Origin of the sequence: Streptomyces sp. x-80 (assembly GCF_046549095.1) — a bacterium.
In the GTDB taxonomy this organism is placed as follows: Bacteria; Actinomycetota; Actinomycetes; order Streptomycetales; family Streptomycetaceae; genus Streptomyces; species Streptomyces celluloflavus.
In genome coordinates, this window is record NZ_JAJPWM010000002.1 from 222,198 (window position 1) to 237,738 (window position 15,541).

The following is a 15,541-nucleotide window of genomic DNA, read 5'->3' on the forward strand; positions in this document are numbered from 1 at the left end:
ACTGTAGCGCTCTGACCAGCGGGTTTCCGGAGATTCAGCCAAGTCCTTGGTGATCACTTTGGACATGCCGAATCGCTACCCCACCGGAATACAGAGGGACCCCAGGCGCCTGGACAGCTAACCGGGGTCTCTCCTGACACCAGGAGCTGAACCCTCCCAGTGCGCGTTCATCGTACGCAGCATGATCGTGAATTCACCATCGTGCCCAATGCCATCTGTCGGAACCGCCGCCTCTCCTTCACGGCGCGCGGCATCCTTCTGCACCTTCTGAGCCTCCCGGACGGCGCTCAGGAGGACGCCCGCACCCTGGCCGACCGGAACCCCGGGGTGGGCCGCAAGGGCGTCGCCAACGCCCTGGACGAGCTGGAGGCGGCCGGATACTACGTCCGTCGGACGATCCGTGACCCGGAGACGGGCCGGGTGTTCACGGTCACGGACGTTTTCGACCTGCCGCAGACTCAGGGTTCCCCGGTTCCCGCATCACCGGGAACCGGTGGCCCGGGTGTTGGGAACGCGGGAAAGCTCCCTTCGGGAGTAAAGGACTCTTCCAAGAACCTGGGAAAGCCCCTCCCCTCCCCCTCCGTGACCAAGGTGCAGGCCCCGGCCGCTCCGGCTCGGGAGGGAGTCCAGAAGGACGAACCCCAGATCCAGGAAGCGGCCCGCGCCCTTGGCCGCCTGGAGGCTGCGGACGCCCGTCTCCTCCTCTCCCGGCAGCAGGTTCAGGAGCTGGCTCCGCTGGCGGCTCAGTGGCTCCAGAACGGCGCGTCCGCCGTTGAGATCACGGATGCCCTGGTTCAGGGCCTTCCGGCCACGGTGCACTCCCCCGCCAAGATCGTGGCTGACCGGCTGACGCGGAAGCTGCCTTCCCCGCGTCGCCGCTGGGCGGAGTACACGGACTGCTCCGACTGCCGGAGGCCCCTTCCGGTCGGGCGGTCTGGCCAGTGTGCGGTGTGCGCCGGAGCCGTCCCCCACCCGGATCTCCAGGCCCTGGCTGCCGATTCCGCGCCGGACCCGTTCGTGACCACCTGCGCTTCCGAGATCCGCGCCGCGATGCGGGCCCGCCTGGGCGCCGCCAAGGAGGTGGCCGCGTGATCACGTGTTGGGGCTGCGGCGACGAGGACGGGCCGTTCGTGCACGTCGGGCGCACGTGGTTTTGCGAACCGTGCCAGGCGCGCTCCCTGGCGATTCTCCAGGAACTGAAGGACCGTGCGGTGAACGGCCGCCAGAACGTTGGAGGCCACGAGTGAACGCCAAGACCATCGCCATGCCCTGGTATGCCCGCCCGGCCGCCTTCACGGTCCTCGGGGCGGCACTGGTCATGTCGGCCCCGGGTGAGTACTCCCTGGCCGTTCTGGCCGGGTGGTCGCCGTGGGTCGCGTGGCTCATGCCGGTGTGCGTGTCCGTGTACGCGGCCGTGGCGGCCATGTTCGTGGACTCCCGTCCGAAGGGGGCTCCCGGTCGTGGAACGGCCGTCGTGGGGGCCGCCGGGGCCCTTACTCTGGCGTTGGCCGCGCAGGTGACCGCGCACCTGATATCGGCCGGGTTCGTGGAGTCGTCTGGATGGTTGGTGGCCGCTGTGTCCGCCGTGCCGCCGGTCGTGGTTGCGCACATCATGCACATGGTGGCCAGGGCTCACACGGTGGCCGTGGAGGAGCCGGTGGCGGTCACCGCGGATTCCGCCGAGACGGCCACGGTCGTGTCCGGCCGGGACGAGACGGAGGCCGATGTGTCCGTCCAGGACGAGACAGAGGCCGACGGCCAGGAGCTGGAGGGCGAGGTGGCCGTGGACGCGGAAGCGGTGGACGCTCCGTCGCGGCCGGCTGAGCTGTCCGCGATCACTGGAGGGGCCGGGCAGGTGGACACGCTCCCGGGCCTGGAGGTTATCCAGACGCGGAAGTCCGCGCCGCGTGGCCGGACAGCGGAGGAGATCCGGGCAGCCGTGGCCGCCTTGGAGACGGAGGGACAGCCGGTCAACGGTTCCACGCTGGCCGGTCAGCTCGGAGTGTCCGACCGGACAGGGCGCCGATACCTGGGAGAGCTGGCCGCGTGACCGCCCCGGCGGCCTGACTGTCTTCAGGCAGGCCGCCGGGCTCTTCCGACGGACGTCAGGCCAGTTCAGCGGCCAGGGCCCGGAGCACGGGGACCAGCTCCGGGTAATCTCCGCGTGTGGCCGACTGCATGAGTTCGGTGACGACCACGATTTGGGCGACCCGCCCCGCCTCTGTGTCGAGTACCGGGAACGTCTCGCGGACTCGGGCGGTGAAATCCGGGGCCAAGAGCGAGTACGCCAGCAACATGGCCGGGTCGTATCCCACCGGCGCCAGGCCGAACCCCTCCCAGTCCAACAGGTACGGGGTACCGTTCGTCAGGTTCGCCGGTTGCAGGTCACCGTGAGCGGTCTCCCATTCGGCGATCTGAGGTGCGGGCATACCGAGAAAACGGGGGACGCAACGGTCCACCCACTCCTGCCGTACGGCGATGCGGTCCGTTGGAGTCTTCACTACGTAGGCGAGATCCGTGCGGAGCGATTCCCACCAGGGAGCGCGGGGCGCGGGCGTGTCCGGCATGAGAACCGGCGAGGGAGAGCAGATCGGCTCCGGGATGAACTGGCTCAGTTCGGCCCGGTAGGCGTACCCGTCCTTGTTCTCGTCCACGGTGGCGTGGAGGGCCGGCATCGTGACGTGGCCGCCGAAGAGTTCAGCGGCTTTCTGGTTGCCTTCCCAGATCTTGCCCGTTGCCTTCTCCTCCGGTGTCGATGTGAGCCGGAGCCAGGCCAGGCCATACGTCGGTGAGTGAACACGACCGCTCAAGGTGCGGCCGAACCACCCCCAGACTTCCGAGCCGTGCACGGTGACGCCCAGTTCATGGACGGCACGTTTGAACGCCTCCGCCATTCGTTGCCGGTCGGCGGGATCAGTCGGGGGCGAGTACATCCAGCACCTTTCGAAGCGTCGTGGCCGGGATCGGCGGCTCACGGAGGGCCGCGCGGGCTTCGGCCCAGTGTGCCGGGCTCGACGCTGACAGGAGAACCCGCGTCACTCCTGGGCATGACGCGACGGCTAAGAGGCAGGCTTGGGTCACGTCGAGGTCCGGGCGGAGCAAGTCCGCCAGTTCGCGCGTGGCCAGGTCGGACAACTTTCCGCCGAACAGGGGGGCCGATGCGTACACCTGCCACCCCCGGCCGGCTGCCTGGGCAACCGGGCCTTCTCCGTCCAGCGCCTGGGCGAAGGCGGTTGCGGTCACCAGCGACACGGGAAGTTGCAGGGCTCGTAGGTGGTGCTGAGCCGTACCGGCCGCTTCGGCTGCCACGCGGTCCAGCTTCGGCACGGTGAGCATCCCGGTCTCGAAGCCGTCCCAGGTGGCCACGCCGTACGCGTCCAGGGCCCCCGCCTCAACCTGCTCCTCCAACGCGGTGAAAGCGGTACGAAGTGCGTCATCCGGGTCGCCCGTGGTCCGCTCCGGGTTGTGGACGAAGACCACGTTCAATCGGTCCCGTCCCAGCTCCGTACGGTTTTGGGCACACTGCCAGTGGACATACGGAGCGGTCAGGCAATGCCCCGAAGCGGCTTCGGCGGCGCTGAGAGCCCTGTCCGCGACTGCTGCCGTGGCCGCGCTCTTCGTCAGGAATCCCACCTTCGTGGAGACCGGGACCGGGTGGCGGGCCAAAGCCGGAGCCAGAAGGGATTGGGCCCGACCCTCCAAATAATTGGGGGCGGTGTCCACCCAGGCGGTTTTCGGGTCCTCCGCCGCACGGCACGCCGCTTCGTGCACGGCAGGGGGGCGAAGGCGGTATGTGCCCAGTCCCAGGGATGCCACGGTCATCCGGCACCCCCGTCTACTGCAACCGCCTGGCCGCTGACCAAATCCGCGATCACCTGGGCCGCGTCTTCCACGGCGATGCCGGCGCGGTCGGCCAGTTCGCCAAGGGAGATCGAACCGGGCACGGCGGAGAGCAGGCCACGTAACAGGGGCGCGGCCTCCGTTGCCATGTCCCACTCGTTGCCGCACGCGCGGAAGGTGACTCCGTCGCCGGTGAGTTCAAGGTCTGCGCGGGCTGTGGTCAGCCTGACGCGCACCGCGGGCACAGCAGGGACATCAGTGATGTGCGGAAGGCTGGGCCGCATCCGGGTCACGTCCTCCCCGTCCCGCGCGGCCACGTACCGGCCGATGAGGCGGGGGTCCGCCAGGGCCGTCGCGACTTCCTTTCGGAGCCGCTCCAGATAGTCCGCTTGCTCCTCGGGCGATGCGTGAACGGGAAGATCCATGCGCAACACGTCGTGGCGCCGCAAGTCGTCGGCGAGCCACGACAGGAGCTGTGCACCTGTCGTCGTTCGGATTCCGAAGGTCAGATGTAGGGAGCGTTCTCCTTCGGAAGCGGCAACGGAATGCCACCATCCGCGGGGGAGATAGAGGAGATCCCCGGGGCGCATGACCACTTCCGTGAGCGGCTCTTCCGGCGGTGGCTCCGGCTCTTCCGTGTCCTTGTACATGGGCGCCGCGCGAGTGGGGCCGTAGACCTTCCACCGCTTCACCCCGTCCACCTGAACCACAACAACATCGTGGTCGTCCCAGTGAACACCGAAGCCCTCCCGGGCAGTCCACGAGGCATACAAGTTGGCCTGCACACCAGTGCGGAGCCATTGCTCCAGCTCCATGGCGGCGCGGCCAACTGCGGGGTGGAGTTCGTCCACGGCGTCGATGACCAGTGAGGCACCTTCGGCGAGGCGGGCGTGTAGCTCCGCCGGGTGAAGTCGCTGCCATACGACATGGCGCCGCGTCGTGACCGGAGAGCTGTACCGGTACTGCGGCAACATCTCACCGTCCATGGAAAGGCGGAGGCGGGGCGGGTCCATGCGGTTGGTGGCAAGGATGGTGTTGAGATCATCCCAGGTGATCAGTTCCCGGGGGGCCGGGACAGCGCCCGGCACGTGGTGGTAGTGGCGGTGGTACACCTGGGCCAGGAACTCCTCCTGGCCCAGGTGCGTCGCCAGATTCAGCGGCGACAACGTTCCTCCGGATTAGTCGTTGCTGTCGGTACGGCCGGTGCCGCCACCGTCGGACGGGGTGACGCCCCGCTCACGGGCGGCGCTGATCGCGCGCCGGGCCTTGACCAGACCGGACCCCTGGGTCGTACTGCCCGCCTTCGCGGCGGGGGTGGTGCTTGCCATAACTCCTCCTTGGTGGGTGAATCTCTGCAAAGACCCGCTCCTTGGTGGCGGGCCCGTCGTGCCCGCCCCTGCCGGGATTCCGAATGGGGTATTGGGGGAGCCCCGATTCAGCTACGTCCGGCAGGGACGGGAGTCATAGGCGGCCGGATACCGCCAGGGCGAGGATGCCGGCGCACGACAGGAAGACGCAGGAGACGAACGTGGCCCATCCGTACCGGCCGACCATCCGCACTGGCCGTGACGGGGGCATCGGTGCCGCGTGCCTGCCGCGCTGCGGAATGTGGACGACGTCCGACTTCGTGTTCAGTGCGCCCGTGTGCGGAGTGCCCACGAACGGGTCGGCGGTGGTAGCTGCGGCGGTCCCCTGCGCCGTCGCAACGTCCTCTCCGCGTTCGGGGTTCATGCCTCCACCTCCGTCTCGTGCGGGTGCCGCTGGATGATCGTGTTGCAGCCCTGGATGGTCACCGAGCTGCCCAGTTGGTGTCCGCGATCACGAGCGCGTGCCGCTGCCATGCAGATAGGGCACTCGGGGTGTGGCACAGGCTCCAGCCCGGGAACGTACAGCGCCGGCGGATGCTCATTAGCGGACATCAGCCCTCCGCTTGAGTTGGAGGAGACCGGTCTCGACCCTCCGCAAGGTCGCCCGGTTGGGCACGGTGTAAGGCCCACGCGGTACCTCAATGGGTAGCGGCGCCCACGGGGAGAACCAGACCTTCGGCGGCCCCGGCATCAGCAAGTGGGGCCGGGCTACGGGCGCGTTCAGATCCGACGCGCCGTCACGTGCGCGATGCCGCTTCGGTAGATCGTTCGCCATGGCTGCCACCACCTTTCGTCTCGCGGCCCGTATTGCGCCTGACCACCTAAGGATCGGCTTCCGGGCGTACGCTGAACAGGCAGGCAGCTTGGACAGTCGCAACTGTCCAGCACTTTCAAGGGGGTTCGTTTGAGCGTCGAAGATGAGTATGCCGAGACCGCCGATCCCGCCGCGTCGCCTCTCAAGCACTTTGGGAGTGAAGTCAAGATTGAGCGTGAGCGGTTGGGCATGAAGCGCCAGACGCTGGGCAAGGCGGCGCACTGCGGATACTCACTTGTGGCCAAGATCGAAGCTGGGGAGCGCGTGCCAGCACTGGCCTTCGCCGAGGCGTGCGACCGCGTGTTTCCGCACTCCAACGGACGCTTCGTCAGGTTATGGCCGTTAGCACTGCGGTACGCCTTCCCACCCTGGTTCCGGCGGTATGTGGAACTGGAGGAAAAGGCCATAGGGGTGCGCATGTTCCATCCGCAGCTAGTACCTGGTTTGGTACAGACGCCAGACTATGCAAGGGCCGTATTGCGTACCGGTCGGCCAACTAACCTTGATGACCTGGTGACTGCGCGGATAGAGCGACAGCGCATCCTGACTCGCGAGAAGTCAGCGCGTCTGTGGCTGGTGCTGAACGAAGCGGTCCTGCGGAACGCCGTTGGTGACGCGGAGCTGATGCAGGGTCAGCTTGCGCACCTTCGGGACCTTGCGGAGGACCCTGCCCACCGAGTTCAGATCATTCCAGACAAGGGCAGGCACCACGGTTGGGCAAGCCCGTTCGGCCTTCTGTCGTTCACCGAAGGCGCTGACGTTGTGCACGTTGACGGGTTTCCCAAAGGGTATGTACTAGCCGAAGCGGACGACGTGGCAAGGGCGCAGGATGCTTATGATCTGCTCAAGGCCATGGCCACACCGCCGGACGAGTCGGCAGAGCTGATCGACTCCATCTCGAAGGAACGCTACTCATGACCCACGAGACCCTTGACTGGACCAGCTCCAGCTACAGCCAGAACAACGGCGGCGAGTGCATCGAGTGGGCACCGACCAGCGCCGCCGCGACTGGCATCGTCTCCGTCCGTGACTCGAAGGCCCCGCAGGGCCCGCAGCTCGTCTTCCCCGCGTCGTCCTGGACTGCGTTCGTCGCCGACATCAAGACCGGTGACTTCCGGGGGTGACCCGTCGCTAATCACTCCGGCTCCCACGCTGAACGAGCGGTCGTGAGCCCCGCGGGAACGACAAAGCGCCCCGGTCCTCCCAGCGGTGGGAGAACCGGGGCTCTGCTGTCATGGCGCCAGCACCGGGCGTTCGGGTGATCGTTCGGCGTCTTCCGCCGCCATCATCATGGCCGCGCCTATTTCGCGGGCCAGGCCGGGGAGCATGGGGAGGACGGCCGTCTGGCCGCTCCCGTCGTGTTCGTATCCCACCTCCAGGGCCACGACCCGCCGCCCAGTTCGGTCCTGGGTGGCGTAGGCCCCGCCGTGGGTGTGGCGTACGGCACTCACCGTGGAGTCGTTCACGGCCGGCCGCCCTTCAGGTAGTCAGCGACGCGGAGCACGTCGTCCAGGGACGCCGCGGGGCCGGCTAGCTTCCTGGCTGCCAGGAAGCTTTCCGCCGCTGTGGGTTCGGCCCCCGCCGGGTAGTGGAGGGGAGGGGCGGTTCCGTCGTCCAGGGATGCCCGAGGTACGTCATCCAGGGCTGTTTCGTGGCACGTGCGGCGGAGCGGGCAGTCCACGGCACACGGCTTGTTGCTGTCCGGGCAGGGCTCCGGTACGGCGTCGCTGATGTCTTCCCCCTCCAGGCTGAAGGTCGTCAGGGTGACTGTCCGGGCCAGGCGCCGGGCGGTGTCCGGTGTCAGGAGTACACCTCTGTTGTCTCTGGGGTGGTCGTCGGGGTCTGCGACTGGTCCTACGGCCAGTTCCACATAGCCGTCCGGGTCTTCCGAGACGGAGAGTTGAGTCTTTCCATCCCACTCGCATTCGTAGGTCTCGCTCATGCGTCCCGCTCCTTCAGGGCTTCTTGTTCCCAGGGGTCCGGCCACTGTCCGGACTCCGGCTCCGGGGCGTCGTCCAAGTCCATCACGGAGGCGCCGGCCAGGGTGGCGTCTTCCAAGGTCATGAATCGCATGCGCACGGGACGGCGCTTCCTTCGGTCAGGGCCCAACAGGCCAGGATGTGGGTGTACTTGGTTGCGTTGCAGGTGCGGCAGGCGGCCACGACGTTGTCCGCCGTGTCCCGGCCTCCGCGGGCGAGGGGGAGCACGTGGTCCAGCTCTTCGGCCGGGCCGTCGCAGTAGGCGCAGCCGGACCAGCGGGCCAGGACTTCGTCCCGGTCGTACGGCGGAGGTCGGCGCCGTCGCGGCGGGCGTCGAGATGGCGCCAGGCGCCTGCGGCGTCGGGTCACGCGGCCAGTTCCACGTCCAGGTCCACGCCCTCCAGGGCGAGCGTTTCGACCCTCGCGCGGAGGCGGTCCAGGGCCCGCTTCAACGTCTGCCGAGAGGCGGCCTGGGTGATGCCCAGGGCCTCCGCTATCGCGGCGTGGTCGGGTATCGGGAGGCCGTCGTGGTCGTAGCCGTTGAATAGGTGGGTCTCCGGCTCGAACCCGAAGACCATGCGGACGATGCGCCCAGCGTTGCCGGTCAGCGTCTCTAGGAGGGCATGGGCCAGGGCGGCCTTGCGCTCTCGGTCCTGGCGTGCGAGGTCGGAGGAGCCCGCTAGGCCCTCCGGCACCACGAGGGCATGCGGATCTGCCAGCGCCTCTCCCAGAGAAAACGTTTCTTCGTTGCCGGCCGGGGCATCCAGGGACTCCACGCCCTCCAGGGCCAGGCGGGCCAGATGGGCCGTCGCCGGACTCATCCGGTGACCCGCTCCAGGGAGGACCGTTGCCAGGTACTCCGCGGCCTCCATGTCGCCGCCGACGACGCCCAGACAACCCTTGAACGTGGCGAGGGTTTCGTTCGAAACCGTTGGGCCGGAGGCCGGGTTAGTCGCAAAGGACATCGCCCCCCGTATGTAGTGGTGGGCGTACGTGGAGAACTTCGACCCTCGTGACGGGTCATGGCTGGCCAGGGCCTCCAGGACCGCCACGCGGCCCTCCTGGCGGAGGTCTTCCACCCGGTCGGTGAAGTCGGGCCGGTGCCGGAGTCGCTTCTCCGCCAGGTGGTAGATCATCCCTTCCAGGCTGTTCAGCACCTGGGCAGTTGCCTCCGTGTCGCCGTTCTGGGCAACACGAATCAGGGCAGGGCAAAGCATGGGGTGGTGCTCCTTGGAAGGGGGGCCCGGATGACCGGCTCGGGGTCATGCGCTGGGGGCCGTGACAGGCAGAATCCGCACGCCTGTTCGAATGAATGAGTAGGGAGCCGCCCAGAGGGGGCGCACGCATGTTCGAATACGTGGGTAGGGGTGTGCCTTGGCGGTGCGCGGGCAGGGGGAGTGCCACGCGGGGCCGCGTGGCGCGGAGGCGTGGTCAGAGAGAGATGGGGGTCAGCTCAGAGCGAGCGGATACAGAAATGCCCCCGTCGCGGCGTGGAGCAGGTACGGGGACCTAGAGAAGGGAAAGTCCGTCCGGCTTAGAGCTGGGACGGTTCAGCAGCACCTGCGGCCTGGGACAGCCGGGCGAGGTAGGTACGCGCGCAGGCACGGTCATGCGTCACGCAGGCCATGCAGACGTGGAGGTGCCGCCGGGTGGTGCGCGGCAGGTAGCGCAGGCGGACCCCGGGGCGGGGGCGGGCTACCACGGCGAGACGCTGAGCCATGGCACGCAGAAGGCCACGGCGGAGCCAGAGGTGGAACGCGACAAGTCGCGCGGGGAGCGGAGCGCGACGGGCACGCTCAACCCGTCGCCGGATGCATTCCAATGCGTGCGCACTGAGAGTGAAATGATCTTTGATTTCGCCAAGCGAAGGGTGCAGTGCCACAATCCTGTCCGTGGTAGGCGTGAGCCCGCGGTCACTGGTCAAGGGTGAGCGGGTCTCAAAGGCTGAACATGGGCCCCCAGCAAGGGGGTGACTGGGCCGGCGCCCGGGGGCTGCAACCCCGGGGCGCCGGTTTTTCTTTACCAGTCAGTGCCGAATGCCGATCAGCTTGCGAGCACCATGCCGCTGCCCGCGATTTGCGCACCCCGCGCAGGGTCGAAGGTGAGCTGGCCCATTACGTCATCGTTGACGACGCCGGGAAGGCTGTACCGCCAGATGTCCGTGATGTATTCGTAGAGGTCGCGACGGTCGGCGAGCGCCTGCGACATGTTTTGCACTCCCGCAAAAGACGCCACGAGAGTTCTGGCGGCCCGCTTAACGTCCACGCCGGGCCGGACCTCTCCATTTTTCTGCGCCTCGGCCAGGATCGATACCGCGAATTCGACCCACAGTTGCATGGCCCGCGCCCGGTCGATGGGGTCAGTCCCCTGCTCCATCGTCAGGCGTGCAGCACCCCGCTGGATCGGATCGTTTTGCAGCCCGTAGGCGAGCAGGTAGCCAGCGTCTACGAGTTCCTGCATCCGCACGCGCTGCGGCGGTATGACCATTCCATCGAACTGCTCTTCAAGAATGGCGGCGGCGATGTACTGCTTGTGGCGGAAATGATGATAGAGGGCACCCCGCGTCACCGCGGCCTCTTTTGCAATGTCTCCCACTGCGGTTCCGGAGTAGCCGCGCCGGTCGAAAAGGGTCCCCGCACATTCGAGGATGCGCCTACGGGTGCGGATCGAGCGCTCCTGCTGAGGAGTCCGTACCGCCTGGTCCACACGAGTCACTACACGCTCCATTTCGCCTTCGTCGAGTCACGCGGTGTGTCCGAACTACTTACGAAGGTAGTTAGCATCCCGTTAAGATCACCAATGTGCAGGTTTCCTACACCTAACGGGCGAAGCGGACTGAAAATGATCCGGCGATCGGACGTTTTAGCAGGTCAGAGCCCATGTTGGTGCCGATTCGGACAGTTTGCTACCAATGACTTCGAGCACCGCAAGGGTAATCGCGTGGCGCAGATCACTGAGCATTCCACGGAGGGGGGTCTTCGCGTTTGCGGAAGACTCCGCCACCTGTGCGGGCGCCCCTCTGTAGCAAACGGCCCCCGAATCGCGCGGCTACAGCCTGGGCTCACTGCACGCGGAAACGAACCGCCTCCGGTGACGGCCGCCGCTACCTCACGGGGTCTTCGGGGCCCATTCGAGAGGCAGGCCGTATCCTCCGGCCCACGACTTGCCGTAGACCTCCGCATCAGTACTGATGGGCACTCCGAACAGGTCCATGCGGACAGTCTCCGCCACTTCCCGGGCGATCTCGGCCGCGTCCGCCAAAGGGGCCGTGCCCAACACCTCGTCATGCACCCACAGATCCAGGTACTGGGTCAGGCCCTTGGAATGAAGGTCCAGGAGCGCTTGCCCCATGGTGTCCCGGGCAGTGGATTGGCACAGATAGGCCACGCCCTTGTAGAGCTTGTCCCGATCAAGAACTAGGCGCCGGCCGACAGGAGTCCGGATCTCGCACCCATTACTCAAGGCATGGCGTTGGAGGCCACGGGCCCAACGACGAATTCCCGGATAAGCCCGTGCGTAACGGGCCAGGGTGTCCTTCATAACTGAAACGGGAAGTCCGGTCTGCTTCGCCAGCGTCGCCGCGCCCCCCTGGTACGACGTACCCAGGCCCGCAATCTTCGCCAAGCCGCGTTGGTGCTTCGTGAACTCGTCCCCGAACATCAAGGTCGCGGTGAAGTCATGCAAATTCCTCCCGTCCCGGATCGCCTGGCACATGCGCGGCTCCTGCGACAGGGCCGCCAGGACCACCAGCTCCACCGACGACTGATCCACGCTGAAGTAGACGGCGCCGGATTCCGCCACGATGCCCCGGCGTATCTCCCAGCCTTTGGACGGGAGTTGCTGGAGCGGTGGGTCCGAAACGGAAGCCCGACCCGTCTTGGCCCCGAGGGTGTTTATCCGCGGGTGAATACGATCCCGGGCGTCCCGGTTCGTCAGCATGGCCACGGCGTACGACGTGCGCCACTTGGACGCCCGCTTGGCACGGAGCACGGCGTCCGCCAGCGGGTTGGGCCTGCGGACCTCCAGCCGCTCCCACTTGTCGTTAAGGTCTGCCAGGGGGAGCAACACGTCCTTGGCCACCGACGGGGCCCCGGAGTCGGTCGTCTCCGCCCAGGTCTCCCCCATGCCCTGGAGGGCGGCCACCACCTGACGGTCCGAGTTGACGTTCTCGACGCCGTACCGGGCCGCCCTGGCGGAGTGCGTGGCCGCCTGCTCCTGGAGCCGGTCCACCAGGCCCTCCGTGTACGGCACGTCCAGGAGCATCCCGCGACGCTCCATGGCTGCGCAGATGGTCATGAGCTGGTGCTCGTACTCCACCAGCGTGTCCGGGATGCCGTGGCGGACCAGCTCCTGTTCCAGGCGGGGGCGCAGGCGGGCGGCCAGGAGAACGTCCAGGCCGGCGTAGCGCTGGTAGACCTCGTCCCGGTATGGCACTTGGGCCCAGCCGGTTTCCTTGGTCAGGCCGTAGCTGCGGAATATCTGGGTCAGGCCGGCCTGCGTGTCCGGTGCCGTCGGGTCCACGTACCAGGCGGACAACGGCTTGAGGCTGACGCCCACGCCCCCTTCGAAATCCTGCCTGCTGTCGGAGAGATGGGCGAGGATCTTGGTATCCCGCACCCTCGGTGCGACGGCCTCCAAGGGCGCGACGCCGTGGCGATCCAGGACCAGGAGGTCGTAGGCCGCGTTGTGAATCACCAGCTCCGGGCACCGGGTCACCACCGTGCGCGCCAACTCTGCGAAGGCCGGCCCGCGTTCGACCGGCACGACAAACGCCGTCTCCGCGGTGCCGTACTGGACGGTGCGCAGGCGGTGACCGGGGCTGAACGTGTCCAGGCCGGTCGTCTCGGTGTCCAAGGCCAGGGAGCGCGGCTGGTGTGTGGTCAGCCAGTCCCGAGCCTGGCGTACATCGTCCTCTGTCTCCAGGGCGTGGATGGTGGTTTGGTCGCCGGCCAGTTTGTGGCGGTGGGTGATCAACGCGGGCTCCGTGATGGTGCGTCGGCCGCCGACCCACGCCGTGGCATGCGAAAAGGGGCCGCCCCGCCTGGGACGACCCCTTGATCACGCGCCTACGTGGTCCTGGGCTGGCCGAAGATGTCTTGGCTTCCTCCATCTGCTGGGGTACGTGACAGGGCCCGGCAGTCCGCCAAGTTGGCCATGATGCGGATTCCATCGGCCTTGGATTCCCGGACGCCGGGGAACGTGCGCAGAGCGTCGTAGAATCGGTTGCGTGTCATCGGGTGACGGATGCCGCAGTCCTCGACCCACGACCGGTAGCGGTCCCAGGTCTCCGTCTTCAGGACGTGCGCGCCCACCTGGACCACGAACTCCTCCCCGATGAACCCGGCCAAGGGATGGGACGTGTCTCGGTAGTGGGTGGTCCGCCGTTCTACAGCCTCCGGGAAGTCCAGGCCCCGACCTGCCTGGTACTCCCGGTGCCAGGCCATGGCCCCGCGCACCGCCCATGCGGCGATGCCTTCCCGCTCTTGCAGCAGCGTGGCTTTGAGGTGCTTGTTCTCCCGGCCTCGGAAGTCCTCCAGCCACGGGACGACGCGTACGCGTTGCCACAGGGCTTGGTCGGTGGCGTCAACGTCGGGGGCGTAGTTGGTGTCCACCTGGACCAGGCACACCGGCCGGAAGGTGATTTCCTCCCTGGCGTACACGCCTCGCGCGGTGATCGACTGGTCTCCCGTGACGGCCTTCATGAGCGCTTGGTCAAGGGGCATGTTCGCGGGCCACTCGGAGGAGATCACCAGGCGCCGGCCGCGCAATCCTACGATGTCCGCGCGGGGGCCGCCGGACTCCCGGCGCTTTTGGAACAGGCTCGGTTCTGTTCGCTTCGTGATCTCGCCGAACACCTTCTCCAGGGTTTCCGTGAACGTCGTCTTACCGTTGGTCGTCTCGCCCACGTGCATGACGAAACACCTCTCCACGCCGTACCCAGTGATGCCGTAGCCAGTGAGCATTTGCAGAAAGGCCGACATGTCCCGCGAGTGCGGGTGGCACTCCTCCAAAAACCGTTCCCACTGGGGTGCTTGAGCCTCTGGGCGATAGTCCACGTCCAACACGGCCGTGATCATGTCCGTCGGATCGTGCGGCCGTGTCTGGCCGGTGCGGAGGTCAACCACGGCATTGCGGAATGCAAGGAGGTTCGGGTCCGCATCGAACCGGTCGGCGGTCGCGTACACGCCGGGGATGCTCGCCAGCATCTCCACCATGCCCTTGACCCGCCCGCTTTCCTGCGACTTCAGGGCCCACCGGGAACGTTTCTCCAGGTCGCGCCCGCCCTCGTCCTCCAGGGCCTGGATCACGGCCCGCACGTCGGCGTACAGAGCTTCTTTCGGTACGTGTTGCCAGCGCATCCCGCACCACTTGTAGACCCCCACGCCAGGCACCATGCGTACATGGCCGCCAAGTTGGCGGTAGAGACGCATCGCATTGCCCAGGTCGGTAAACGGCAGAGCGTTCCCGTCGGCCGGCTCCTCAGGTGAAGGGGTGTTCGGCTTCGCCTGGTCGATGACGTGGAGCGGTGCCCGGCGGACGGCCGCGTGGAGCTGCCCGGGGAATGCCTCCGGGGCGCGGGCGCGCCAGTCGGTTATGTCGTCCCCGGCATGGGGGATCTCCAGGCGTCGGACCATGACCCCGGAGCGGACCAAGGCGTCCGCCAGGGCCTGGGTGAAGGCTGCGCCGGCAGTGTCCCGGTCGCCGGCCAGGACCACGTCCCGGTCCTGGAGGCCCTTGGCCAGTTCCTCCACCAGTGCGTCATTGCGGGCCAGGCCGGCTCCGCGGATCGCCACGGCGTCGTAGCCGACGCCCACGGCCGTCAACGCGTCGCCGGGGCCTTCGGTGATCAGAACGGTGTCGAATCCGCTGTGAGCGGTGAACACGCCGTACTTGGCCCAAGTCGCGCCCTCTGGGCTGCTGATCGACAACCAACGGGCCGGACAGTTTCCGGTCAGGTCCCGGCCTTGGAGGCCGCGGGGACGGCCGCTGAAGTCGTGTAGGGGCACAGTCAGTCGGGCATGCCGCGCGTACGCGGTGGAGCGGTAGGGGAACCGGTCGTCCAGGCCGGGGTAGTCCAGGCCCAGGCCCAGGTCCACCGCGCGCTCAGGCTCCAGGCCGAACCGGTGGAGCACGTAGTCCCGGGCCGCTGGGCGCTCCGGGTCCATGAAGGCCAGGTTTGTGGTGTCCACGTACTGGGCCAGGGCGGCCAGGCATCCGGGGTCCAGGTCGCCCGGTGCGGGTTTGGCCGACACCCGTGCGCCGTCGCCGGGGGTCCAGTCGAACAGGTCCCGGGCCGACATGCCCAGGGCCGCCAGGATCGTGTCCCGGTCGCAGCCGGCCCAGCACCGGACCAGGAGTCGGCCGTCCTCTTTCAGACGGAAGAACAGCGACGGGGTCTGATCGTCGTGGACGGGACAGTGGACCCCGTACTCCCCGCGCTCCTCCAGCACCTCCGGGAAGCGGGCCAGGAACTGGGTCAGGTCCTTGGTCGGGGTCGTCAAGGGATCTCCTCATGCGAAAGCGGGCGTGTCCGAACCCGT

Annotated in this window: 19 protein-coding genes; 5 read left to right on the forward strand and 14 right to left on the reverse strand. The window is 67.5% G+C overall.

Annotated features, from left to right (window positions below; all coding sequences use genetic code 11):
• Positions 1-201 precede the first annotated feature (201 nt).
• Genes ACLJWH_RS03630 through ACLJWH_RS03640 form a run of 3 tightly spaced genes read left to right on the forward strand, consistent with a single transcriptional unit; the run spans position 202 to position 2,050 of the window.
• Positions 202-1,092: a hypothetical protein gene (locus ACLJWH_RS03630; protein ID WP_411140070.1), complete on the forward strand. Its 891-nt coding sequence runs from the start codon at positions 202-204 to the stop codon at positions 1,090-1,092.
• Positions 1,089-1,247 (forward strand): hypothetical protein, encoded by a 159-nt coding sequence (locus ACLJWH_RS03635; protein ID WP_411140071.1) that lies wholly within the window; start codon positions 1,089-1,091, stop codon positions 1,245-1,247. The genes ACLJWH_RS03630 and ACLJWH_RS03635 overlap by 4 nt, the downstream gene beginning before the upstream one ends.
• On the forward strand, positions 1,244-2,050 hold the full coding sequence (locus ACLJWH_RS03640) for a hypothetical protein (RefSeq protein ID WP_411140072.1): 807 nt from the start codon (positions 1,244-1,246) through the stop codon (positions 2,048-2,050). Before ACLJWH_RS03635 ends, ACLJWH_RS03640 begins: the two co-directional genes overlap by 4 nt.
• 55 nt (positions 2,051-2,105) lie before the next feature.
• On the opposite strand, the gene ACLJWH_RS03645 is transcribed toward ACLJWH_RS03640, so the two are convergent.
• The 5 genes from ACLJWH_RS03645 to ACLJWH_RS03665 form a co-directional block, all read right to left on the reverse strand.
• The gene (locus ACLJWH_RS03645) at positions 2,106-2,933 is read right to left on the reverse strand and encodes a phosphotransferase family protein (RefSeq protein ID WP_411140073.1); all 828 of its coding nucleotides are present in this window, start codon (positions 2,931-2,933) and stop codon (positions 2,106-2,108) included.
• Entirely contained in the window at positions 2,914-3,822 is a 909-nt protein-coding gene (locus tag ACLJWH_RS03650) for an aldo/keto reductase (RefSeq protein WP_411140074.1), read from the reverse strand. Before ACLJWH_RS03650 ends, ACLJWH_RS03645 begins: the two co-directional genes overlap by 20 nt.
• The gene (locus ACLJWH_RS03655; RefSeq protein ID WP_411140075.1) at positions 3,819-5,006 is read right to left on the reverse strand and encodes a JmjC domain-containing protein; all 1,188 of its coding nucleotides are present in this window, start codon (positions 5,004-5,006) and stop codon (positions 3,819-3,821) included. The genes ACLJWH_RS03650 and ACLJWH_RS03655 overlap by 4 nt, the downstream gene beginning before the upstream one ends.
• Positions 5,007-5,018: 12 nt before the next feature.
• Positions 5,019-5,168, reverse strand: a complete 150-nt coding sequence (locus ACLJWH_RS03660; protein ID WP_411140076.1) for a hypothetical protein — start codon at positions 5,166-5,168, stop codon at positions 5,019-5,021.
• A 133-nt stretch (positions 5,169-5,301) separates the two neighbouring features.
• A complete protein-coding gene (locus ACLJWH_RS03665; RefSeq protein ID WP_411140077.1) occupies positions 5,302-5,571 on the reverse strand; it encodes a hypothetical protein in 270 nt (89 codons plus the stop codon).
• A 540-nt stretch (positions 5,572-6,111) separates the two neighbouring features.
• On the opposite strand from ACLJWH_RS03665, the gene ACLJWH_RS03670 reads away from it, so the two are divergent.
• Both ACLJWH_RS03670 and ACLJWH_RS03675 read left to right on the forward strand, forming a co-directional pair.
• On the forward strand, positions 6,112-6,939 hold the full coding sequence (locus ACLJWH_RS03670; protein ID WP_411140078.1) for a helix-turn-helix domain-containing protein: 828 nt from the start codon (positions 6,112-6,114) through the stop codon (positions 6,937-6,939).
• Positions 6,936-7,145, forward strand: coding sequence for a DUF397 domain-containing protein (locus ACLJWH_RS03675; RefSeq protein ID WP_411140079.1), 210 nt, complete (start codon positions 6,936-6,938; stop codon positions 7,143-7,145). The genes ACLJWH_RS03670 and ACLJWH_RS03675 overlap by 4 nt, the downstream gene beginning before the upstream one ends.
• 108 nt (positions 7,146-7,253) lie before the next feature.
• Here the strand turns inward: ACLJWH_RS03675 and ACLJWH_RS03680 are convergent, their stop codons facing one another.
• From ACLJWH_RS03680 to ACLJWH_RS03720, 9 genes are all read right to left on the reverse strand, one after another.
• The gene (locus ACLJWH_RS03680; RefSeq protein ID WP_411140080.1) at positions 7,254-7,487 is read right to left on the reverse strand and encodes a hypothetical protein; all 234 of its coding nucleotides are present in this window, start codon (positions 7,485-7,487) and stop codon (positions 7,254-7,256) included.
• Positions 7,484-7,963 (reverse strand): hypothetical protein, encoded by a 480-nt coding sequence (locus ACLJWH_RS03685; protein ID WP_411140081.1) that lies wholly within the window; start codon positions 7,961-7,963, stop codon positions 7,484-7,486. Before ACLJWH_RS03685 ends, ACLJWH_RS03680 begins: the two co-directional genes overlap by 4 nt.
• Positions 7,960-8,085 (reverse strand): hypothetical protein, encoded by a 126-nt coding sequence (locus ACLJWH_RS03690; RefSeq protein WP_411140082.1) that lies wholly within the window; start codon positions 8,083-8,085, stop codon positions 7,960-7,962. Before ACLJWH_RS03690 ends, ACLJWH_RS03685 begins: the two co-directional genes overlap by 4 nt.
• On the reverse strand, positions 8,082-8,369 hold the full coding sequence (locus tag ACLJWH_RS03695) for an HNH endonuclease (protein ID WP_411140083.1): 288 nt from the start codon (positions 8,367-8,369) through the stop codon (positions 8,082-8,084). Before ACLJWH_RS03695 ends, ACLJWH_RS03690 begins: the two co-directional genes overlap by 4 nt.
• Positions 8,366-9,217, reverse strand: a complete 852-nt coding sequence (locus ACLJWH_RS03700) for a sigma-70 family RNA polymerase sigma factor (protein WP_411140084.1) — start codon at positions 9,215-9,217, stop codon at positions 8,366-8,368. The genes ACLJWH_RS03695 and ACLJWH_RS03700 overlap by 4 nt, the downstream gene beginning before the upstream one ends.
• Before the next feature lie 317 nt (positions 9,218-9,534).
• Positions 9,535-9,720 carry a hypothetical protein gene (locus tag ACLJWH_RS03705; RefSeq protein WP_411140085.1) on the reverse strand — a complete coding sequence of 62 codons (186 nt, stop codon included), beginning with the start codon at positions 9,718-9,720 and terminating at the stop codon, positions 9,535-9,537.
• A 323-nt stretch (positions 9,721-10,043) separates the two neighbouring features.
• A complete protein-coding gene (locus ACLJWH_RS03710; protein WP_411140086.1) occupies positions 10,044-10,715 on the reverse strand; it encodes a ScbR family autoregulator-binding transcription factor in 672 nt (223 codons plus the stop codon).
• Between the two features lie 393 nt (positions 10,716-11,108).
• A complete protein-coding gene (locus ACLJWH_RS03715) occupies positions 11,109-12,974 on the reverse strand; it encodes a DNA polymerase (protein ID WP_411140087.1) in 1,866 nt (621 codons plus the stop codon).
• A gap of 92 nt (positions 12,975-13,066) precedes the next feature.
• Positions 13,067-15,502 (reverse strand): phage/plasmid primase, P4 family, encoded by a 2,436-nt coding sequence (locus tag ACLJWH_RS03720; protein ID WP_411140088.1) that lies wholly within the window; start codon positions 15,500-15,502, stop codon positions 13,067-13,069.
• Between the last annotated feature and the right edge of the window lie 39 nt (positions 15,503-15,541).

Excerpts from the sequence above, each read along its gene's own strand:
- ACLJWH_RS03645 (WP_411140073.1), bottom strand. The coding sequence starts at position 2,933 with ATGTACTCGCCCCCGACTGATCCCGCCGACCGGCAACGAATGGCGGAG.
- ACLJWH_RS03650 (WP_411140074.1), bottom strand. The coding sequence starts at position 3,822 with ATGACCGTGGCATCCCTGGGACTGGGCACATACCGCCTTCGCCCCCCT.
- ACLJWH_RS03660 (WP_411140076.1), bottom strand. The coding sequence starts at position 5,168 with ATGGCAAGCACCACCCCCGCCGCGAAGGCGGGCAGTACGACCCAGGGG.
- ACLJWH_RS03665 (WP_411140077.1), bottom strand. The coding sequence starts at position 5,571 with ATGAACCCCGAACGCGGAGAGGACGTTGCGACGGCGCAGGGGACCGCC.
- ACLJWH_RS03675 (WP_411140079.1), top strand. The coding sequence starts at position 6,936 with ATGACCCACGAGACCCTTGACTGGACCAGCTCCAGCTACAGCCAGAAC.
- ACLJWH_RS03685 (WP_411140081.1), bottom strand. The coding sequence starts at position 7,963 with ATGAGCGAGACCTACGAATGCGAGTGGGATGGAAAGACTCAACTCTCC.
- ACLJWH_RS03690 (WP_411140082.1), bottom strand. The coding sequence starts at position 8,085 with ATGACCTTGGAAGACGCCACCCTGGCCGGCGCCTCCGTGATGGACTTG.
- ACLJWH_RS03700 (WP_411140084.1), bottom strand. The coding sequence starts at position 9,217 with ATGCTTTGCCCTGCCCTGATTCGTGTTGCCCAGAACGGCGACACGGAG.
- ACLJWH_RS03705 (WP_411140085.1), bottom strand. The coding sequence starts at position 9,720 with ATGGCTCAGCGTCTCGCCGTGGTAGCCCGCCCCCGCCCCGGGGTCCGC.